The following is a 20,873-nucleotide window of genomic DNA, read 5'->3' as shown; positions in this document are numbered from 1 at the left end:
AAAAGGCGGAAAGCCAACAATGGGAGTTAAGGTATGACAAATTACAAGAGTAATGGCGATCGCGTTCCCGATCACATCCTGGCCATGGCCGAAGAAGCCAAGGCAGGCAAAGTCGATCGCCGCGAGTTCCTCGCCATGGCGAGCGTGTTCGGCGCGTCGACTGCGATGGCCTACGGCATGCTCGGCGTAGCCGTGCCGACCCAAGCCAGGGCCGAAGAGGTGCAGGGCAAGAAGGGCGGCATCCTTAAAGTCGCGCAATGGGTCAAGGATCCCAAGGATCCGCGCAAGGCCGACTGGTCGGAAATCGCCAATGCCGAGCGTCAGGCGCTTGAGCCGCTGGTCAAGTACACCAGCGAATACACGTTCCGCCCGTACCTTCTGGAGAGCTGGGAGGTCAACGACGACGCCACCGAGTACACGTTGCATGTGCGCAAGGGTGTGACCTGGTCGAATGGTGATGCCTTCACCGCCGATGACGTCATCTTCAATCTCAAGCGCTGGGCCGACAAGAAGGCCGAGGGCAATTCCATGCCTGGCCGTCTCGGCACGCTGGTCAAGGACGACAAGCTCGACGAAAGCGCCGTGACCAAGGTTGACGACCACACCGTCAAGCTGAAGCTCGGCAAGGCTGACATCGCGCTCATTCCGAACATGTGCGACTATCCCGGCCTCATCGTGCACAAGAGCTTCGACGAGAAGGGCGGCGACTTCAAAGCCTGCCCGATCGGTACCGGCCCGTTCGAGCTCGTCTCCTACGATGTCGGCCAGAAGGTGGTCTACAAGCGCCGCGAGGACAACAAGTGGTGGGACGGCGAGGTGTTCCTCGACGGCATCGAATTCGTCGACTACGGCACCGATCCGGCAGCCATGGTCAGTGCCTTCGAGGCCGGCGAAGTCCATACCAATTTCGAGACCTCGGCCGACTATGTGTCAATCCTCGACGGACTGGACCTGGTCAAGTCCGAAATCGTCACCGCGTCGACCATCGTGTGCCGCACCAACATCAACAACAAGCCTTACGGCGATCAGAAGGTGCGCAACGCGCTGCAACTCGCGGTCGACAACAATGTCGTCCTGCAGCTTGGCTACGGAAATGCCGGCACGGTGGCTGAAAACCACCATGTCTGCCAAATCCACCCGGAATATTACGAGCTGCCCAAAGTCGCTCGCGATCCGGCCAAGGCCAAGGCGCTGATGGCGGAAGCCGGCCAGGCCGACTTCGAGCATGAGCTGATCACGGTCGACGAAGACTGGCACAAGAATACCGGCGACGCCATCGCCGCGCAGATGCGCGACGCCGGCCTCAAGGTAAAGCGCACGGTGCTGCCGGGCTCGACGTTCTGGAACGACTGGACCAAGTACCCGCTGTCGATGACCAACTGGAACATGCGCCCGCTCGGCGTTCAGGTTCTGGCGATCGGCTATCGCACTGGCGAGGCGTGGAACGAGTCGGCCTATTCCAACCCCGAATGGGATGCCAAGCTCAATGCAGCATTGGCCGTCGCCGATGCGGCCAAGCGCAAGGAAATGATGAAGGACATCGAGCAGATCCTGCAGGATTCCGGCATCATGATCCAGCCATACTGGCGCAAGCTCTACAGCCACTCGGTCAAGGCGGTGCAGAATTACAAGATGCATCCGACCTTCGAGCGCGACTACGGCAAGGTCTGGCTCGACCAGGCGTGATTGGAACGTCAGGGAAGGGGCGCTTCGCTCCTTCCCGTCACGCCTCGCATGGCCCAGAACCGGAAGCCGCCGCAGCAAAAAGTTGCGGACTCTCCTGAAAGACCGTTCAATAAAACTGGGTTGATTGCATCCGAGTGCCGATTTGACGGCCAACTCTGCCGGCAACGGCAAAGCTGGTTTTTCGAACTGGCTCCAACCCCAACCAGACCGGCAGGGGACCGCCATGCTTTCTTTCGTAATCCGGCGTCTCGGCACCATGGCATTGACGATGCTGTGCCTGACGATGATCGTCTTCTTCCTGATCAACCTCGAGCCGAATTTGAAGAAGCTGGCGATCAGCCAGACCGAAATGCACACATCGGCCGAACAGCTCGAAAGCTGGCTGGTCAACCATGGCTACCGGCAGAACTTCTTCGTGCGCTACGGGCAATGGCTGGGCGTCGTCCCGAAGCAACCGGTGACCGATCCGGCGACCGGCAAGCCGACGCAGCGTTTCTCCTTCTGCAACGATCCGCTGGAGCCGAAATTCTCCGGCATCCTGGAAGGTGATTTCGGCTGCTCGACCAAGTTCAAAACCTCCGTTGCGTCAAAGCTCTTCCCCGCACTCGCCGCCACCGGTATCCTGATGCTCTGCGTGCTGTTGGTGATGGTGCCGATTTCGCTGCTGATCGGCATCCTGGCCGGCATGCGCGAGGGCTCGCGAACGGACCGAACGCTGTCCGTCGCATCGATCGCGTCGACGGCGACGCCAGAATATGTGTCGGGCGTCATCTTCACCGTCATCTTCGCCTCCTGGCTCGGCTGGCTGAACGGTTCGGCCGCCTCGGCAAGCCAGGGCATCACCTTCTACAATTTCACCCTGCCGGTGATGACGCTGGCGATCTACGGCATCGGCTACATCGCCCGCATGACACGCGCCTCGATGGTCGAGGTGATGACGCAGCAATATATCCGCACCGCCCGGCTGAAAGGGCTTTCCTTCGGCAGCGTCGTCGTCAAGCACGCGCTGCGCAATGCGCTGATTGCGCCGTTCACCGTCATCATGCTGCAATTTCCCTGGCTGCTTACCGGCGTCGTCATCGTCGAGGTGATGTTCCGCTACCAGGGCTTTGGCTACACGCTGGTCGAGGCCGCCGGCAACAACGACATCGATCTGCTGCTTGGCTGTTCACTGGTCTCGGTGTTCATCGTGCTGATCACGCAGCTCATCTCGGATGTCGGCTACGCGTTCCTCAATCCGCGTATCAGAGTTCAATAGGGGGCTGGGGCAGATGCAGGTCGAATATATCGGTGCCTTCAATGTCGTGCTCGGCGTGATTGGGCGTTTCTGGCCGGTCTGGTTAGGGCTTGCCCTGGTGATGGGGGCGAGCTTCACCTACAAGAAAAGGCTCGGCCTCTACGGCCAGTTGTTCGATAGCGGCGTCGGCATAGTCGGTGTCGGCATCTGCCTGTTCTGGCTGTTCACGGCAATCTTCGCGTCGACCGTCGCGCCCTTCGATCCGCTCGCCCAGGTCCCGATCATGAAGGATGCGCTGCCGGGCGCGCTCGAGCCGGTATCGAAACTCATCTACTATTTCGGCGGCGACAAGCTCGCCCGCGACGTCTTTTCGCGCATGGTCTATGGCAGCCAGATCGTGCTGATCATCGCGCCGGCGGCGACCGGTTTCGCGCTGATGGTCGGCATCACGCTCGGTCTGCCCGCCGGTTACTATGGCGGCCGGATCGACACCGTGCTGTCGTTCCTGGCCAATCTGGTGCTGGCCTTCCCGGTGATCCTGCTGTTTTACCTGCTGGTGACGCCGGGCATCATGGATACGCCGATCCCCTACGCCATGGCCGGGCTGTTCTTCCTGTTCCCGATCATCTTCTTTTCGGTGCTGTTCTGGACGCGCTACAAGAACCGGCCGGACCGCCTCTATATATTGCTCGGGCTGACGCTGATCATCGGCGGCTGGGTCTATGCCGGCCTGGTGTTCGACGCCGATCCGTTCAAGATCATCCACATCGATCCCAACCAGCTCAACATCTTCGTGGCGGTGGTGTTCGCCTCCAGCCCCGGCGTGTTCCGCATCGTGCGCGGCCTGGTGATGGACATCAAGACGCGCGACTATGTGGCGGCGGCGCAGACGCGCGGTGAATCGCCCTGGTACATCATGCTGTGGGAGATCCTGCCCAATGCGCGCGGACCGCTGATCGTCGATGCCTGCCTGCGCATCGGCTACACCACGATCCTGCTCGGCACGCTCGGCTATTTCGGGCTGGGCCTGGCGCCGGAGAGCCCGGATTGGGGCACCGCGATCAAGGACGCCAGCCGCCTGCTGCGCTCGTTCATCCACCCGGCGCTGCCGCCGACAATCGCGCTGATGTCGTTCGTGCTGGGCTTGAACCTGCTTGCCGACTCGCTGCGCGAACAATCGATGAAAGACTGATCTGCGGGTTTCGGCCCCGCGAGCATAAAAATAGGATTGGAGCGACCCATGAATGAGGCAGTTCGAAATCCCGGCAACCCGACCCTTGGGCCAAGCGCTGCGCCGATCATCGAGATCGAGAACCTGTCGATCTCCTTCTTCACCCGCAAGGGCGAGATCCCTGCCGTCATGGACTTTTCCTGCACGGTGATGCCGGGCGAAGCCATGGGCATCGTCGGCGAGTCCGGCTGCGGCAAGTCGACCGTGTCGCTCGGCATCATGCGCGACCTCTCCAACATCGGAAAGATCGTCGGCGGCAAGATCAAGTTCCAGGGCAAGGACATGGGCGAGCTGTCCGACGAGGAGTTGCGCTCCATCCGCGGCAACAAGATCGCCATGATCTACCAGGAGCCGATGGCGAGCCTCAATCCGGCGATGAAGGTCGGCCAGCAATTGATGGAAGTGCCGCTGATCCACGACAAGGTGTCGAAGGAAGAGGCTTACAAAAGGGCGCTCGAAATGGTGCGCTCGGTGAGATTGCCCGATCCCGAACGCATGATGCGTTCCTATCCGCACCAGCTGTCCGGCGGCCAGCAGCAGCGCATCGTCATTGCCATGGCGCTGCTGTCGAAGCCGGCGCTGCTTCTGCTCGACGAACCGACGACGGCGCTCGACGTGACGGTGGAGGCCGGCATCGTCGAACTGGTCAAGGGTCTGGGCGAGAAGTTCGGCACGTCGATGATCTTCGTGTCGCACAATCTCGGCCTCATCCTCGAGACCTGCGACCGCATCACGGTGATGTATTCGGGCGAAGCGGTCGAGACCGGCAAGATCAAGGACGTCTTCGACCGGATGCGCCATCCTTATACGCAAGGGCTGTTCCGTTCGATCCCGCTGCCGGGGGCCGACAAGAATTCGCGGCCGCTGATCTCTATCCCCGGCCAGTTGCCGCTGCCCCATGAGCGGCCCAAGGGCTGCAATTTCGGGCCGCGCTGCCACCATTTCGTCGAGGGCGTCTGCAATGCCGCCGAAATCCCGATGATCGAAGTCGCCGGTCACGAAGGGCATTTCTCGCGCTGCGTGCGCTTCAACGAGATCGACTGGGAAGCGCTGCCGCCCGGCGCCAAGAAGGTCAATGAGAAGGTCGTGCCCGGCGCCCCGGTGCTCAAGATCGAGGATTTGAGAAAATACTACAAGGTCGGCGGCAGCGAAGTGTTCGGCTCCAGCGAAGGCCGCGTGGTCAAGGCCAATGAGACGATCTCGTTCATGGCGCGCGAATCCGAGACCGTCGCCATCGTCGGCGAGTCCGGCTGCGGAAAGTCGACACTGGCCAAGGTCCTGCTCGGGCTGGAGACGGCAAGTGCCGGCACAGTGACGCTGGGCAACAAGGAGATACAGTCGACCGGCATCGAGAAGCGCAGCGTCGAAACGGTGTCGTCGATCCAGATGGTGTTCCAGAACCCGTTCGATACGCTCAATCCCAGCCACTCCGTCGGTTCGCAGATCATCCGCACGCTGGAAAAATTCAAAGTCGGCAACAATGTCGCGGAGCGGCGCAAGCGCATGCTGGAGCTGCTTGACCTGGTGAAGCTGCCGCGGGCCTTCGAGACGCGCAAGCCGCGTCAGCTCTCAGGCGGCCAGAAGCAGCGCATCGGCGTGGCGCGTGCCTTTGCCGGCGATGCCAAGGTGGTGGTGGCCGACGAGCCGGTGTCGGCACTCGACGTCTCGGTGCAGGCGGCGGTGACCGAGCTGCTGATGGACATCCAGCGCAAGAACAAGACGACGATGCTGTTCATCAGTCACGATCTGTCCGTCGTGCGCTACATCGCCGACCGGGTCGTCGTCATGTATCTCGGCTACATCGTCGAGCAGGGTACGACCGACCAGATCTTCGCGCCGCCCTACCACCCCTACACCGAGGCGCTTCTGTCGGCGATCCCGATCGCCGACACCAGCGTGGTCAAACGGCACATCGTGCTCGAAGGCGATATCCCGTCGGCGATGAACCCGCCGAGCGGCTGCCCGTTCCAGACGCGCTGCGGCTACAAGAGGCTGGTGCCGGACAATCTGTGCGAGACCAAGGTGCCGCCGGTGAAGCATCTCGGCGATGGCCATATGAGCCTGTGCTGGCTGTCGGACGATGTGCTGGCGACGATGGAGCCGGTGATCAAGTTCGACAGGGAACACGCAGCGCATGAGGGCGTGCCGGAAGACGCACCGGATGGGATCGGCCCCGGTTTCGCCGGCGAACCGCCGAAGCGCCCGCATGGCAAGAAGCCGAGCTGACCAGCCATAGAGGCAATTCCGCTCGTTGGCGCATTGCCGCAGCGTCGCCATAGCTCAAGGAACGACAGCCACGTTCGCTTGAATATTGCTGTCAATTGCCTTATGTGATGTGTGATGTTTGATGCGCGATAGGGAGCATGTTGTGAGAACGACACTTGCAATCGACGACGATGTCCTCCTTGCGGCCAAGGCCATGGCGCGACAGCAGGATCGCAGCGTTGGCGATGTCATTTCCGATCTGGCTCGCCGCTCACTGCGCAGGCCACCGACCGGCGGTGAACGCAACGGCATCCCCTTGCTTGCATCGCGGCCCGACGGCCCGATGGTCGATCTCGAAATGGTAAATGCGCTTCGCGACGAATTGGCGTGACCTTCCTGCTCGACGTCAATGTGTTGATTGCGTTGATCGATCCAGCTCACGTCGCGCATGAAGATGCCCATCGGTGGTTCCAATCCACCGGGCATTTATCATGGGCAACATGTCCCACTACCGAGAATGGCGTCATCAGGATTGTAAGCAACCCGAAATACCCCAATTCTCCGGGTTCGCCCGCCGTGGTGGCGCAGATTGTCGGCAAGCTGCATGCCCTTTCAGGACATCAGTTCTGGCCTGACGAGATCAGCCTTGTCGCTTCCAACGACATCGATGCAGCCAGGATCCTCACCCCGGCACAGGTATCGGATAGCTATCTGTTGGGACTCGCCAAGGCGCGTGACGGCCAATTGGCGACGTTTGACCGAAAGCTGTCGACGGCAGCGGTAAAGGGAGGGAGGTCGATCCTCCACCTGATCCCAAGCGAATGAATGGCTGAGTTCCGCTTCGATCGCAAACTGCGTGGCTGCAAGACCGCTTGGCAACGTCAGCTGCCGCATTGCTGCAGCTGTTCGGCATAGTCGCGGGCCATCTTTTCGGTCGCCCTGGCATAGCCCTGCACGCCGGCATCGCCACGGTTACCGCGGCCGTAGGCGGTCCAGCCGAGATAGTAGGCGAGATAGAGATTGTAGGTGTCGTTGCGGGCGACGCCGAGCGTGTCTGATGTCTTGGAATGATACCAGCCGACGAAATCGACGGCATCGGCAAACTTGGTCCGCCGCGCCGCCCAACTGCCGGTTTCGCTCTGATATTGCGACCAGGTGCCGTCGAGCGCCTGCGAGAAACCGGTGGCCGACGAGACATGTTTCCACGGAATGAAGCCGAGCAGTTTGGTACGCGGCGGCCTGGCATTGCTCTTGAAACCGGATTCCTTGCGCACCGTCGCCATCAGCACGGGGACAGGGACGCCGTATTTCTGCGAGGCGCGCTCGGCGGCCGACTGCCAGTTGTCGAACCAGCCGTCGTTCTGGTCGAAGACGGCGCAGACATCGTTGATATGGTTGGGCGGCGTCGCGCAGGCCGGCAAAGCCAGCAGCACGCCAACCGCTACAATTTTACTCAAACTCGAACTACGCATTGGAAAACGAATAGGCCGAAATCATAAAGGGAATCTTGCGGCGTTTCTTAACGGCTTGCCGGCCTGGCTGCGCTCAGTGGGCCTGTACCATTATTCCGACCTTTTGCGTCGCCTCTGTCTCCGTCAGAATTCAAAAATGCCGCCTTGGCTAAAATCACGTCCGCAAAGGGCGGATTTCTGACAGCGATGTCCGGATGCCGGCGCTCTGATGCCAGGCATGAATGAACCAAGACGCAAGCGCGGCGCGGAGCGAACCAGCAACCGGGGGCCCGCCGCCATCCCGCAACTTCCACTGCGGCGGGTGACCAATCCCTATCCGCCGATGGCGATGCTGTCGGCCGACCAGATCGAAGCCATCCATCAGGCGTCGATGTATATTCTGGAAAATTTCGGCATCGAGGTGATGTCTCAGCGGGCGCTGGCGCTGTTCGAGAAGGCGGGCGCAAAGGTCGACCATGCAACGGCGAACGTCCGCATCGACCGTGGCCTTGTCGCCGAGGCGCTGAAGACCACGCAGTCCAGCTATCGGCTGACGCCGCGCAACCCCGCCAACACCATTCATCTCGGCGGCAACACGATCAATTTCACCCTCGTCGCCGGGCCGCCCAATGTGCACGACATGGAGCGCGGCCGGCGCGCCGGAAACTTGCACGACTATGCCGATCTGACCCGGCTGGCGCAGCATTTCAACTGCATCCACATGCTCGGCAACCAGGTCTGCGCGCCGGTGGAACTGCCGGCCAACACCAGGCACATGGATACCTATTTCACCAATCTGACGCTGACCGATAAATCCTTCCATGTCTCGGCGATCGGACGAGGCCGGGCGCTGGACGGCATCGAGATGATGGCAATCGCGCGCGGGCTGACGCTGGATGAGATGCGCGATGATCCCGGCATCGCCACCATCATCTCGGTCAACTCGCCGCGCCGCTTCGACGAGATGATGGCCGAGGGGCTGATGACCATGGCCGAGTTCGGCCAGTCGGTGGCGGTGACGCCGTTCACGCTGATGGGCGCGATGAGCCCGGTGACGCTCGCCGGCGCCCTGGCGCAGCAGAATGCCGAGGCGCTGTTCGGCGTGGTGCTGACGCAACTGGTGCGCCCCGGCGCGCCAGTGATGTACGGCGCCTTCACCTCCAACGTCGACATGAAGTCGGGCGCGCCGGCCTTCGGCACGCCGGAGAACACCAAGGCCAACATCGCCTCGGGGCAATTGGCGCGGCGCTACAATCTGCCCTACCGCACGACACCGGGGTCGGCATCGAATGCGGCGGACGCGCAAGGCGCCTACGAGACGCTGATGGCGCTGTGGGGCGCTGTGCTCGGCCACGGCAACCTCGTCTATCATGCCGCCGGCTGGCAGGAGGGCGGGCTGACGGCATCGTTCGAAAAGCTCATCATTGATGTCGAGATGATCCAGCACATGATGGAATTCCTGCGCCCGATCGTCGTCGACGAGGCGGAGCTTGCGGTCGAGGCGCTGGGCGCGGTGCCGACCGGCGGCCATTTCTTCGGCGAACCGCACACGCTGGAACGCTATGCCATCGCCTTCTACCAGCCGATGCTGTCCAACTGGCAGAATTACGAGGCCTGGCAGGAGGCCGGCGGCCTCGACACGACGGCGCGCGCGACGCGGCTGTGGAAGAAGGCGCTGGAAGATTATGTCGAGCCGGTAATGGATATCGCCGTGCGCGAGGCGCTGGAGGCGTATGTGGCCAGGCGCAAGGAAGCGATCGGGCAGGGCGAGCCGTGACTTTTTCAGCGTCGGCGCGCGGCGCTGCCTTTCTGATTCACCTTATCTCCTCAACTCATTGATAACAGAGCAAAACTCATGAAATCGCATGCAAAGGTCGTGGTCATTGGCGGTGGCGTCGTCGGGTGCTCCGTGCTGTTCCATCTGGCCCGCCATGGCTGGACCGATGTCGTGCTGCTGGAGCGCGACGAGCTGACCTCGGGCTCGACCTGGCATGCGGCCGGCGGCATGCACACGATCAATGGCGACCCCAACGTCGCCAAGCTGCAGAAATACACGATCTCGCTCTACAAGGAGATCGAGGAGCTGTCGGGGCAGGCGACCGGCGTGCATCTGACCGGCGGCGTGCTGCTGGCGGCGACCGAGGCGCGGCTCGACTGGCTGCGCGGCGTCGTTGCCAAAGGGCGTTACCTCGGCATCGATCTCGAGGAAATATCGGCCAACGAAGCGGCTGAACTGATGCCGCTGATTGATCCCAAGCAGTTCGTCGGCGCCGTTCGCAACAAGGAAGACGGCCATCTCGATCCCTCCGGTGTGACGCATGCCTATGCCAAGGCCGCGCGCAAGCTTGGCGCCGAGGTCGAGCGCTTCACCAAGGTGGAAGACATTGTGCGCCGGCCCGACGGGATGTGGCGGGTCATCACCAACAAGGGCGAGGTCGTGGCCGAGCATGTCGTCAATGCCGGCGGCCTGTGGGCGCGCGAGGTCGGCCGCATGGTCGGGCTGGAACTGCCGGTGCTGGCCATGGAGCACATGTACCTGATCACCGAGGATATGCCGGAAGTCGCGGCGTGGAACGCCAAGACCGGCACCGAGATCATCCACGCCGTCGATTTCGACGGTGAGCTCTATCTGCGCCAGGAGCGCGGCGGCATGCTGATGGGCACCTATGAGAAGGCCAACAAGGTGTGGTCCGAGTTCCAGACGCCTTGGGATTTCGGCCATGAACTGCTGGAGCCGGACATCGACCGCATCGCGCCGTCGCTCGAGGTCGGCTTCCGGCATTTCCCGGCCTTCGAGAGGACCGGCATCAAGCAGATCATCAACGGGCCCTTCACCTTTGCACCGGACGGCAATCCGCTGGTTGGGCCGGTGCGCGGGCTACCGGGTTTCTGGGTCGCCTGCGGGGTCATGGCGGGCTTCAGCCAGGGTGGGGGCGTTGGGTTGGCGCTGTCCAACTGGATGATCGAGGGCGATCCCGGCGCCGACATCTGGGCCATGGATGTGGCGCGCTACGGCGACTGGGCGACGATAGCCTACACCAATGCAAAGGTGCGCGAGAATTATTCGCGCCGCTTCTCGATCCGCTTCCCCAATGAGGAGCTGCCTGCGGGGCGGCAGCTGAAGACGACGCCGATCTACGATCTGCTGTCGGCCAAGGGCGCGCAATGGGGCGTGTCCTATGGGCTGGAAGTGCCGCTCTGGTTTGCGCCCGAGGGCGTCAGGGACGAATTCTCATGGCGGCGGTCCAGCGATTTTTCCCATGTCGCCAATGAGGTCGCGACGGTTCGTGAGAGCGTTGGCCTGGCGGAGATTTCGAACTTCGCCAAATACAAGGTGACGGGAGAAGGGGCGGCCGCTTGGCTCGACCGGATCTTTGCCTGCAAGTTGCCCAAGCCAAGCCGCATGACGTTGGCGCCGATGCTGAAGGACGACGGCAAGCTCATCGGCGATTTCACGCTGGCCAATATCGGTACCCCCAATTCCAACGGGACCGAGTGGTTCATCGCCGGCTCCGGTATCGCCGAGCAGTATCATATGCGCTGGTTCGAGGCGCATTTACCTGCGGATAGCTCAGTGCGCATGGAGGCGCTGGGGCAGAAACTGACCGGTCTGGCGATCGCCGGACCCAAGGCGAGGGAGGTGCTGGCGAAGGTCAGCCGCGCGGATATCTCCAATGCAGCGTTCCCCTTCATGGCGGTCGCAAAAATGGACATCGGCGCGGCGCCATGCCTGGTCGGCCGCGTCAGCTACACCGGCGATCTCGGCTACGAGATCTGGGTGGCGCCGGAATATCAGCGCGCTGCCTTCCAGGCGTTGATGGCGGCAGGCGCGGAATTCGGCCTCGGCCTGTTCGGCTCGCGCGCGCTCAATGCGCTGCGGCTGGAGAAAAACTACGGCTCATGGGCGCGCGAATACCGGCCGATCTACGGGCCGCTGGAGGCCGGGCTCGACCGTTTCGTCGCCTATGGCAAGGATGCCGATTTCATCGGCAAAACCGGCGCTCTTGCCGAGCGCAAGCAGGGCGGCAAGCTCAGGCTGCGCACATTTATCCTCGATGCCGACGATGCCGATGTCATCGGCGACGAGCCGATCTGGTACGATGGCGCGGTGCGCGGCTGGGTGACGTCGGGCGGCTATGCGCATCACTCGAAGAAATCCGTCGCCATCGGCTATGTGCCGAAGGAGATCGCAGACAAGAGCGACGGCTTCGAAATCGAACTTTTGGGCAAGCGCCACGCGGCGCGCGTTCAGGCAGCGCCGCTCTTTGACGCGAACTTCGAGCGAATGCGCGCCTGAAGCGCTTCGGCTTCGCCGAGGCGCTTCAGAGTCTTGTTTTGTGCAAGTCGTTATCCCAAAACCGCTGCGCACTTTTGGGCGACATGCATCAGGCGCGTCAGGTGCTGCGGCGGTTGTCGAGCGCGAAGGCGCCGGCGCCGGCAAACACCAGATAGAGGAAGATGAAGCAGAAGGAGATTGCCGCGTCGCCGCTGTTGTTGACCGGGAAGAAGTCGCGCGGGTAGTGCGCCATGAAATAGGCGATGGCCATCTCGCCGGCCAGCAGGAACGCGACCGGGCGGGTCAACAGACCGAGCGCCAGCAAGATGCCACCGGCGAATTCCAGGATGCCTGCCGTCGCCGTCAGGCCGCTAAGAGCGTGAGGCTCGGCGCTGACCGGAAAATTGAACAGTTTCTGCGAGCCATGCTCGAGGAACTGCAGGGCCGTCATGATGCGCAGGACGCCGAGTGCCTGCGGCTGAAATCTGGCGAGACCGTCAAAAAGCTTCATCTAAACTCCATTTTTCCAACCATGTGGCCCGGCCATAAATCATCACCCGGCGCTGGACCATTCACTTCCCATGGCCTGTCATCAACAATCGGTGATTGCAATTATTTCCAGTCTGACTTCGAAATTTGCTCTCGTTATGGTTGCATACATCTCGTTGAGGTTGTATATCTGCGTGTAGACACTCCAAACCATTCGGGTTCCTTCGCCATGAAAAAAGTCGCCATCAGCCTGTTCGCAATCCTCGCAAGCACCAGTTTCGCCATGGCCGCTGATGCTGGCTGCGATGCCTTCAAATGGCCGGTGACACGCGAGCAGGAACTGTTTCCGGCAGCGCCCGCCGCGCAGTCCGGTGCCTCTCTTGCTTTCGGCGAAGCCGCGGATATGGCGCTGGAGCCGGTCGATGCGGTCAGCTTCACGGTCTCACCGCAACGCGCGCCGGCAGCCGGCACGTTCGGCGCGACGGCAAACGTGGCCGTGCCAACGGAAGGAGAGCTCCAGATCAGCCTGTCCGATGAGGCCTGGGTCGACGTCATTCAGGATGGCCAGGCCGTGAAATCAGCCGGTTTCAGCGGCGTGAAGACCTGCCCCGGCATCCGCAAGAGCGTGCGCTTCAAGCTGACGCCTGGCGCAGCCACGATCCAGCTCAGCGGCGCCAGGAAAGAGAACCTCAAGGTTGCGGTGCTGGCGCCAGAGTGACCGCGCCCCGACGCGCCTCTCATCGGGGCGGCGCGATGAGAGCAGTTCCGTGCAGGCGAGTACCGGAGGGGATCAGCGGCCCGGCGCGATCAGCGCGAAATAAGCGCCTTGCGGATCGGTGAACTGGGCAATCCATTGGCCGGTCGGCACCGGCATCGGACCCATGACAATTTTGCCGCCATTGTCGGTGACGCGTTTGGCGGCTGCGTCGATGGCGTCGACATTGAAGTAGAACAGCCAGACCGGCACCGGCAGCTGTTGCGGCTTGTTCATGATGCCGCCGCCAGATTCAGGGCCGGCCGAGAAGGTCTGATAGATGCCCATCTCGCCGACGTCCATGCTACCGGCATCGGTCCAGCCGAACTGGCTTGAATAGAAATCGAAGGCCTTCTGGCGGTCGGCCGCATAAAGCTCGTGCCAGCCGACATGGCCCGGCGTCGTTGCCGGAAGGACGGGCTGGTCGGGACCATTGGGCTGCAGGAACATGAAGGCGGCGCCTTGCGGGTCGGCGACGACGGAGAAACGGCCGACGCCGGGAATGTCGTCGGGTTCGCGGTGAACAGCCCCGCCGGCGGCTTTCAGTGCCTCGGTCGAGGCATCGGTATCGCTGGTGTGGATATAGCCGAACCAGGCCGGCTTCAGACCCGTCCTGGCTGCTTCCTCGGGCAGGGTCATCAGCCCGCCGACGCCACGCTCGGCGGAGTTCACCACGATATAGCGCGGCATGCCGGGCGCCTTGTCGAAGGGCTCGGCCCGCCAGCCGACCACGGTGGTGTAAAATGCTTGCGCCGCATCGAGGTCGCTGGTCATCAACTCGTACCAGAAGAAGGGCATTGGGGATTTCGGCATTTTCGGTCTCCTCACCTTCATGCATAGATCGTCGTCCGATCCATCAAAGGACGTTTTCAGCGACGCAAATCCGACAGCGAAGCGGAGAAAATTCAACGGCTGCGTTGACACATCGTTCCGCACTTCGGCCCACCGGCGGCTTGCACATGCGGCGGTTTTCGACTTTCCTTGGGCAAACGAGGGGTAGTCGTTTCATGCGCCTTATGTCGCTCACGCCTGAGCTTGTGTCACTGTGTCATCGCGAAGAGGTCGATCCCGGACCCGACTGCAGTTGGACGCAGCTGAACGATGAGGATTACCGGACCTTAGCCTTGCGGCTGTCTGAAGAAGCAGACGAGGGGCCTTTGTGGGTGTTCGCCTATGGCTCGCTGATCTGGAAGCCGGCTTTCGAATCCGTCGAACGCCAGCGCGTCACCGCTTTCGGCTGGCACCGCTCCTTCTGCCTCGACATGGTGCGCTGGCGCGGCAGCGTCGCGCAGCCGGGGCTGATGATGGCGCTCGAACGCGGTGGCCGATGCGACGGCGTCATCTACCGCCTGCCCGACGGCGACAAGCCGCAGCAGATCGAAAGACTGCTGCGGCGCGAGATCGACGACCATGAGAGTGTCAGCTCGGTCCGGTGGGTTCCCGTGCGCACGGAGCAGGGCCGGATACGGGCGCTCGGCTTCTGGGTCGGGGTGACCGGCAGGGGAACGTCGCTCGGGCAGCCGCTGGACACGGTGGCGGGGGTGCTTGCCAGAGCCTGCGGCCATGTCGGCTCGGGCGCGGAATATCTCTACAACACCGTCAGCCACCTCGAGGAATTCGGCATCCGCGACCGCAATCTGTGGCGGCTGCAGCAACTGGTTGCCGACGAGATCAGGTCGATCCATGGCGGCCGCTCAGATGCCAGCCTACAGCTGGCACCTTCGTAGCGAACAGCCACCAATCTTGGCCTGTGCCGGAGCGTATGCGGTTTCAAGGCGTTTCGCTCCCCGGGTGATCAGATCCAAGAAGGAGTGGCTTCACGAGCAATGACCTCAACCGTGCATTCGAGACTGAGCAGCAGAAAATGCGTACAGTCTTCTGTCGGGCCAAGTGTCGATCGCAACCAGTGCGAGTTCTCCACTCGCAGGATCGGCCACCTGTAGGAGGCTTGCCTGCCAGAGTCCAATCAATGGGATCGAGGTGTCCGCACGGATTTTGGTCAGTCCCAGCATGTCGTCATGGGCAGCCAGGGCTACTACCCCTTGAAAATCGATCTTGAGAGTTCGTTCCGATGTCCCGAAGTCGCCTTCGACGGTCAGCTCAAAGTTATTGTCGGATTTTAGACGCCACACCTGACAGGCAGCCAGAGGTAAATCTCCCACGGGCTCCCACCGGTGAGCCGTCTCCCTATCATCGGTCATCGCCTTCTCCGTTGAATGAAAGCCGCGCATCGTGCTCAAGCGCCCTATCATTTCGCGCTGGCCTGGAACAGCTTGCCGCGACTTGGAGCTTGTCGCGCTCCCCTCTTTGAGGACGCAACCGTCACTCATAACATGAGCAACTAAATCATATTATCAGCTAATCTTTTCAGCGGCTTGGGTCGAAAATTGACCAATTGATAAAAAAATAAAACGTGCTAGCCTTCCCCAAAACGAAAACAGGGGAACTGACGATGCCAGAAGGCCAGTTCAAGGACGGCATTGCCGGCGGCCGGCTTGCCGCCGACCAGTACGCCGAGAATTTTTCCGATCTGCATCCGCCGCTCGATCACCACGAAGCGCTGGTCGAATCCGATCGCTGCTATTTCTGCTACGACGCGCCGTGCATGAATGCATGCCCGACCTCGATCGACATTCCGCTGTTCATCCGCCAGATATCGACCGGCAACCCGATCGGTTCGGCCAAGACGATTTTCGACCAGAACATACTGGGTGGCATGTGCGCCCGCGTCTGCCCGACCGAGACGCTTTGCGAAGAGGTCTGCGTGCGCGAGGTGGCGGAAGGCAAGCCGGTGCAGATCGGCCGCCTGCAACGCTACGCCACCGATGTCGCCATGGCCGAGCACAAGCAGTTTTATCCGCGCGCTGAATCGACCGGCAAGTCGGTCGCCGTCGTGGGCGCCGGACCGGCCGGTCTTGCCGCGGCCCACCGGCTCGCCCGCCAGGGCCATGACGTCACCATTCTGGAAGCCCGCCCGAAGGCCGGCGGCCTCAACGAATACGGCATCGCCGCCTACAAGAGCATCGACAATTTCGCCCAGGCCGAGGTCGACTATGTCACGGGGATCGGCGGCATCGATATCCAGAACGGCAGGGCGCTCGGCCGCGACTACCAGCTGTCGGACCTGATCCGGAATTACGATGCGGTGTTTCTTGGCATGGGACTTGGCGGCGTCAACGCGCTGCGCGCAGATGGCGAGGAGGCCGATGGCGTCGTGAATGCGGTCGAGTTCATCGCCGAGCTACGCCAGGCCAGCGATCTCGCGAGCCTGCCGGTCGGCCGGCGCGTCGTCGTCATCGGCGGCGGCATGACGGCGATCGACGCCGCGGTGCAGTCGAAGCTGCTCGGCGCCGAGGAGGTGACGATCTGTTACCGGCGCGGCCAGGAGCATATGAACGCCTCCGAGTTCGAGCAGGATCTGGCCGCCGCCAACGGCGTCACCATCCGCCACTGGCTGCAGCCGAAGCGGGTCATTGCCGAAGGCGGCAAAGTGTCGGGCATCGAACTCGAATACACCGCCATGAACGGAGACAAGCTCGCCGGCACCGGCGAGACGCTAACGCTCCCCGCCGACCAGGTGTTCAAGGCGATCGGCCAGAGTTTTGTGCCGGCAGCCCTCAACGGAAGCGGTGCCTCGATCGACCTCGAAGCCGGCCGCATCAAGGTCGATGCGGAAGGGCGAACCTCGCTCGCCAATGTCTGGGCCGGCGGCGACTGCATTTTCGGCGGCGATGATTTGACGGTCTCGGCCGTCGCGCAGGGCCGCGACGCGGCTGAGAGCATCAACCGGGCTCTGGCTGGAGGAAGCTGGAATGCCTAACGTCGTCAAGTTCGTTGGAGTTTTAAGCACGAGCCTGTTGCTGTTTTCTGCCAACGCCTCGGCGGCTCATCGTGTGACCAGATATTTTGATCAACCGGACGTTCGCGCAGGGGAGGCGTTCTCTCCTATGCTTGGGTGCGGGAACGAGGAGCTCATCTCTGGAGGTTACGCGCTTGATATCCCGCCGGCCAACCCTACTGCGTTAGTTGTATCGGCAAGTTATCCGTTTAGCGACCATGTGTGGCAGGTGGTCGTCCGAAACGTTTCGAGTGAGCCTGTAGCAGTTCAGATGACTCTTGTTGTGATCTGTAGCTAGCGGAGAGAGTTATGACCGACATCCGCAACAATTTCGTCGGCATCAAATCGCCCAATCCGTTCTGGTTGGCCTCGGTAAAGCCGACCCGCTTGATCAACCGGGCACTGCGATGATCGCGCCGATCCTCGCTGCCGTCATCGGCACCGCGGCAATGCCGGCGGCTTCACCGGACTATTGGCTCTATACGCAATGGTGTGACCAGAAGGGTGAAGAGCGGATGTCCGTCGAGGCATCCGGTGTCGGCTTCAGCGAGCACACGATCTGCCAATGGACATCCGGGCCGCCAAGCGGCGATCATGTTGAGACAAGGATTTCATGCGCCAGCGTCTATCTCAACGGGGACGAGACCGTGCGCATGGACGAAAGAATGGTCGGGTTGGAGGCGCGCAAGGGCGATCCGGACCAGATCACGGTAACGGTCGAAGGCGAACCGCCATCGGTTTTTCTTCGATGCGAGGAATGATCGCAGGCAACGCTTTGAGGTGGCGGTAAGCCCGCCACGGCCAGAGGAGAAAGACCCATGGCAGACATTCGAAACAATTTCGTCGGCATCAAATCGCCCAATCCGTTCTGGCTGGCTTCGGCGCCGCCGACCGACAAGGCCTACAACGTCATCCGCGCCTTCAAGGCGGGCTGGGGCGGCGTCGTGTGGAAGACGCTGGGCGAAGAAGGTCCGCCGGTGGTCAACGTCAACGGCCCGCGTTATGGCGCGATCTGGGGGGCGGACCGGCGCCTGCTCGGCCTCAACAATATCGAGCTGATCACCGACCGCGATTTGCAGGTCAATCTGCGCGAGATCAAGCAGGTCAAGAAGGACTGGCCCGACCGCGCCATCGTCGTCTCGCTGATGGTGCCATGCGTCGAGGAAAGCTGGAAGGCGATCCTGCCGGTGGTCGAGGAGACCGAAGCCGACGGCATCGAACTCAATTTCGGCTGCCCGCACGGCATGTCGGAACGCGGCATGGGCGCGGCTGTCGGCCAGGTGCCTGAATACATCGAAATGGTAGTGCGCTGGTGCAAGGCCAACACCCGCATGCCTGTCATCACCAAGCTGACGCCGAATATCACCGATGTGCGCAAGCCGGCGCGCGCCGCACTCTCCGGCGGAACCGACGCGGTGTCGCTGATCAACACCATCAACTCGATCACCGGCGTCGACCTCGACAGTTTCGCGCCGCAGCCGACCATCGACGGCAAGGGCTCGCATGGCGGCTATTGCGGCCCGGCGGTGAGGCCGATCGCCATGAACATGGTGGCCGAGATCGCCCGCGATCCGGAAACGCGCGGCCTGCCGATCTCCGGCATTGGCGGCATCACCACCTGGCGCGATGCGGCTGAATTCATGGCGCTCGGCGCCGGCAATGTGCAGGTGTGCACGGCGGCGATGACTTACGGCTTCAAGATCGTGCAGGAGATGATCGCCGGTCTCGAAAACTGGATGGACGAGAAAGGCCACGCCTCGCTCAACGACATTGTCGGCCGCGCCACGCCCAACGTCACCGACTGGCAGTATCTCAACCTCAATTACATCGCCAAGGCGCATATCGACCAGGACGCCTGCATCAAATGCGGCCGCTGCCACATCGCCTGCGAGGACACTTCGCACCAGGCAATCACCAACATGGTCGACGGCGTCAGGCATTTCGAGGTGATCGAGGCCGAATGCGTCGGCTGCAATCTGTGCGTCAATGTCTGCCCGGTCGAGAACTGCATCACCATGGAGCCGCTGGCCGCCGGCGTCATGGACCAGCGCACCGGCAAGCCGGTGTCGCCGGTCTATGCCAACTGGACGACGCACCCGAACAACCCGATGGCCAAGGTGGCCGCAGAGTAGGGAACGGGTCGAAGAAAAAAGCGGCGCTTTCGAGCGCCGTTTTTCATTTTACTATTGCAGATAAAATCTATCTAGGATAAAAGATATCCATGAATAGGAGCGCAACATCGTGAAACTGGGCGAGGGTGTAGAAGCGGCCATCCATTGCGCGGCCACACTGGCCAGCGTGGAGGGCAACAGCACGATACCGGGTGCTGCTTTGGCAGAGTCCTTCGGCCTGTCGCCGAGCTATCTGCTGAAACATCTGAACCAGCTGACTGCTGCGCGCATCCTGGAATCGGTGCCGGGACCGGCGGGCGGCTACCGGCTGGCGCGTCCGGCCGAGCGCATCACGCTGCTCGATATCGTGCTTGCGGTCGAGGGTCGCGAGCCGGCCTTCCGCTGCGGCGAGATCCGCCAGCGCGGCCCGGTCAAGATCGATGCTTCGGCCTATGTGAAGCCGTGCGGCATCAATGCCGCGATGCTGAAAGCCGAGCGTGCCTATCGTGCCGCTCTCGCGGAAACCCGGTTGTCCGACATCGTGGCTGACTACAAGGCCGAAGGCGATCCGCGATCGTTTGCCGCCAGCTGTGCCTTTGTGGCGCGCCATCAGCGGCCGCAGAAACCCGCTTCGACCAAACAGATTTAATCCCCCGCAAACAGATGTGAAAGGAAAGACGATGAAACAGAGACTGCAATTCTTCGCCAAGGCGCCTGAGATCATGAAAGCCGTGTCGGCGCTCAACAAGGCGGTCGACGAATGCGGGCTTGAAGTGAGCCTGCTGCATTTGATCAAGCTCCGCGCCTCGCAGATCAATGGCTGCTCCTACTGCGTCGAGATGCATAGCCGCGAGGCGAGGCGCGATGGCGAAACCGAGACACGGCTCTATCTGGTTTCGGCCTGGAAGGAATCGCCGCTGTTTTCCGAGCGCGAACGCGCGGCCCTTGCCTGGACCGAGGCAACGACCCTGATCGCCAACAATGGCGTTTCCGACGAACTCTATGCCCGCACGCTAGAGCACTTCTCGGAAGAGGAACTGGTCAAGCTGTCGGTCGCGATCGGCATGATCAACACCTGGAACCGGCTCTGCATCCCGTTCCACGCCATTCACCCGATGCCGGCTGCCAAAGCAGCCTGACCGTCCGGTTAGTCATGGAGCGCCGTGGAAAGGGCGGCGCTCCACCTGTTTCATGCTTAAGTACGGGGAAGATTTCATGCCTGTCGATTTGCCTTCGACCTTTTTGTTTCTCGGCCGCCTGTTGCTCGGCGGCGCCTTCGTTTTCGCCGGCCTGCGCAATGTTCAGAACGAGGCGTTCCTGACCGGGCTGATGGCCGCGCGCGGCGTGCCGCAGGCGAGATTGGCGTTGTGGGCCGGCATCGTCCTGCAAACCGTTGCCGGGGCGCTGGTGATGGCCGGCCTGTGGACCGCGATCGCCAGTGCTGTGCTGGTGCTGTTTCTCATTGTCGCGACGCCGATGTTCCACAATTTCTGGGACCATCAGGGCCCGGACCGGGCCTCGCGCATCAACGGCTTCGTCGGCAACGTCGCCCTGGCCGGAGGCTTTCTCACGCTGATCGCACAGTCGCTGTAAGG

General features: G+C 62.0%; 21 protein-coding genes. 17 read left to right on the top strand and 4 right to left on the bottom strand.

Annotation, left to right across the window (positions count from 1 at the left end; translation table 11 throughout):
- Nucleotides 1-33: 33 nt before the first annotated feature.
- The 6 genes from NKI32_RS18215 (at nt 34) to NKI32_RS18190 (ending at nt 7,184) form a co-directional block, all read left to right on the top strand.
- Nucleotides 34-1,686 carry an ABC transporter substrate-binding protein gene (locus NKI32_RS18215; protein WP_023668187.1) on the top strand — a complete coding sequence of 551 codons (1,653 nt, stop codon included), beginning with the start codon at nt 34-36 and terminating at the stop codon, nt 1,684-1,686.
- 223 nt (nt 1,687-1,909) lie between these two features.
- Complete coding sequence (locus NKI32_RS18210) at nt 1,910-2,944, top strand: ABC transporter permease (RefSeq protein WP_023668188.1); 1,035 nt, start codon at nt 1,910-1,912, stop codon at nt 2,942-2,944.
- 13 nt (nt 2,945-2,957) lie between these two features.
- The gene (locus NKI32_RS18205; protein WP_353003103.1) at nt 2,958-4,115 is read left to right on the top strand and encodes an ABC transporter permease; all 1,158 of its coding nucleotides are present in this window, start codon (nt 2,958-2,960) and stop codon (nt 4,113-4,115) included.
- Between the two features lie 48 nt (nt 4,116-4,163).
- Nucleotides 4,164-6,380 (top strand): dipeptide ABC transporter ATP-binding protein, encoded by a 2,217-nt coding sequence (locus NKI32_RS18200; protein ID WP_023668190.1) that lies wholly within the window; start codon nt 4,164-4,166, stop codon nt 6,378-6,380.
- Between the two features lie 142 nt (nt 6,381-6,522).
- On the top strand, nt 6,523-6,750 hold the full coding sequence (locus NKI32_RS18195; protein WP_023707713.1) for a hypothetical protein: 228 nt from the start codon (nt 6,523-6,525) through the stop codon (nt 6,748-6,750).
- Entirely contained in the window at nt 6,747-7,184 is a 438-nt protein-coding gene (locus tag NKI32_RS18190) for a TA system VapC family ribonuclease toxin (protein ID WP_352656134.1), read from the top strand. The genes NKI32_RS18195 and NKI32_RS18190 overlap by 4 nt, the downstream gene beginning before the upstream one ends.
- Nucleotides 7,185-7,240: 56 nt before the next feature.
- On the opposite strand, the gene NKI32_RS18185 is transcribed toward NKI32_RS18190, so the two are convergent.
- The gene (locus NKI32_RS18185) at nt 7,241-7,831 is read right to left on the bottom strand and encodes a transglycosylase SLT domain-containing protein (RefSeq protein ID WP_353003102.1); all 591 of its coding nucleotides are present in this window, start codon (nt 7,829-7,831) and stop codon (nt 7,241-7,243) included.
- A gap of 217 nt (nt 7,832-8,048) precedes the next feature.
- Here NKI32_RS18185 and NKI32_RS18180 point away from each other — a divergent pair, with 217 nt between their 5' ends.
- Both NKI32_RS18180 and NKI32_RS18175 read left to right on the top strand, forming a co-directional pair.
- Nucleotides 8,049-9,587: a trimethylamine methyltransferase family protein gene (locus tag NKI32_RS18180; RefSeq protein ID WP_353003101.1), complete on the top strand. Its 1,539-nt coding sequence runs from the start codon at nt 8,049-8,051 to the stop codon at nt 9,585-9,587.
- A gap of 78 nt (nt 9,588-9,665) precedes the next feature.
- Entirely contained in the window at nt 9,666-12,107 is a 2,442-nt protein-coding gene (locus NKI32_RS18175; RefSeq protein ID WP_353003100.1) for a GcvT family protein, read from the top strand.
- Between the two features lie 97 nt (nt 12,108-12,204).
- Here the strand turns inward: NKI32_RS18175 and NKI32_RS18170 are convergent, their stop codons facing one another.
- Entirely contained in the window at nt 12,205-12,597 is a 393-nt protein-coding gene (locus NKI32_RS18170) for a DoxX family protein (protein ID WP_023746953.1), read from the bottom strand.
- Between the two features lie 207 nt (nt 12,598-12,804).
- Between NKI32_RS18170 and NKI32_RS18165 the strand changes: the two genes are divergently transcribed.
- Nucleotides 12,805-13,293 carry a hypothetical protein gene (locus NKI32_RS18165; protein WP_023746952.1) on the top strand — a complete coding sequence of 163 codons (489 nt, stop codon included), beginning with the start codon at nt 12,805-12,807 and terminating at the stop codon, nt 13,291-13,293.
- Nucleotides 13,294-13,365: 72 nt separating this feature from the next.
- Here the strand turns inward: NKI32_RS18165 and NKI32_RS18160 are convergent, their stop codons facing one another.
- The gene (locus tag NKI32_RS18160) at nt 13,366-14,142 is read right to left on the bottom strand and encodes a VOC family protein (RefSeq protein ID WP_023741729.1); all 777 of its coding nucleotides are present in this window, start codon (nt 14,140-14,142) and stop codon (nt 13,366-13,368) included.
- A gap of 194 nt (nt 14,143-14,336) precedes the next feature.
- Between NKI32_RS18160 and NKI32_RS18155 the strand changes: the two genes are divergently transcribed.
- Nucleotides 14,337-15,056, top strand: coding sequence for a gamma-glutamylcyclotransferase (locus tag NKI32_RS18155; protein WP_353003099.1), 720 nt, complete (start codon nt 14,337-14,339; stop codon nt 15,054-15,056).
- A 105-nt stretch (nt 15,057-15,161) separates the two neighbouring features.
- Here the strand turns inward: NKI32_RS18155 and NKI32_RS18150 are convergent, their stop codons facing one another.
- Nucleotides 15,162-15,569 carry a hypothetical protein gene (locus NKI32_RS18150; RefSeq protein ID WP_353003098.1) on the bottom strand — a complete coding sequence of 136 codons (408 nt, stop codon included), beginning with the start codon at nt 15,567-15,569 and terminating at the stop codon, nt 15,162-15,164.
- A gap of 212 nt (nt 15,570-15,781) precedes the next feature.
- Here NKI32_RS18150 and NKI32_RS18145 point away from each other — a divergent pair, with 212 nt between their 5' ends.
- The 7 genes from NKI32_RS18145 to NKI32_RS18120 all read left to right on the top strand — a co-directional run bounded on the left by NKI32_RS18145 (nt 15,782) and on the right by NKI32_RS18120 (nt 20,871).
- Nucleotides 15,782-17,149 carry an NAD(P)-dependent oxidoreductase gene (locus NKI32_RS18145; RefSeq protein ID WP_352543034.1) on the top strand — a complete coding sequence of 456 codons (1,368 nt, stop codon included), beginning with the start codon at nt 15,782-15,784 and terminating at the stop codon, nt 17,147-17,149.
- Nucleotides 17,142-17,465 (top strand): hypothetical protein, encoded by a 324-nt coding sequence (locus tag NKI32_RS31570; RefSeq protein ID WP_502897961.1) that lies wholly within the window; start codon nt 17,142-17,144, stop codon nt 17,463-17,465. The genes NKI32_RS18145 and NKI32_RS31570 overlap by 8 nt, the downstream gene beginning before the upstream one ends.
- 109 nt (nt 17,466-17,574) lie before the next feature.
- A complete protein-coding gene (locus NKI32_RS18140) occupies nt 17,575-17,928 on the top strand; it encodes a hypothetical protein (protein WP_353003097.1) in 354 nt (117 codons plus the stop codon).
- Nucleotides 17,929-17,985: 57 nt separating this feature from the next.
- On the top strand, nt 17,986-19,299 hold the full coding sequence (gene preA / locus NKI32_RS18135) for an NAD-dependent dihydropyrimidine dehydrogenase subunit PreA (protein WP_353003096.1): 1,314 nt from the start codon (nt 17,986-17,988) through the stop codon (nt 19,297-19,299).
- A 109-nt stretch (nt 19,300-19,408) separates the two neighbouring features.
- Complete coding sequence (locus tag NKI32_RS18130; protein WP_023668205.1) at nt 19,409-19,927, top strand: RrF2 family transcriptional regulator; 519 nt, start codon at nt 19,409-19,411, stop codon at nt 19,925-19,927.
- Between the two features lie 31 nt (nt 19,928-19,958).
- Nucleotides 19,959-20,417: a carboxymuconolactone decarboxylase family protein gene (locus NKI32_RS18125; RefSeq protein ID WP_023668206.1), complete on the top strand. Its 459-nt coding sequence runs from the start codon at nt 19,959-19,961 to the stop codon at nt 20,415-20,417.
- Nucleotides 20,418-20,493: 76 nt separating this feature from the next.
- A complete protein-coding gene (locus NKI32_RS18120) occupies nt 20,494-20,871 on the top strand; it encodes a DoxX family protein (protein WP_023804949.1) in 378 nt (125 codons plus the stop codon).
- Nucleotides 20,872-20,873: the final 2 nt, after the last annotated feature.

Source organism: Mesorhizobium sp. M0761, assembly GCF_040320205.1.
Classification (GTDB): Bacteria; Pseudomonadota; Alphaproteobacteria; order Rhizobiales; family Rhizobiaceae; genus Mesorhizobium.
The sequence above is the reverse complement of the archived record's forward strand: the minus strand, read 5'-3'. Positions and strand labels throughout refer to the sequence as shown.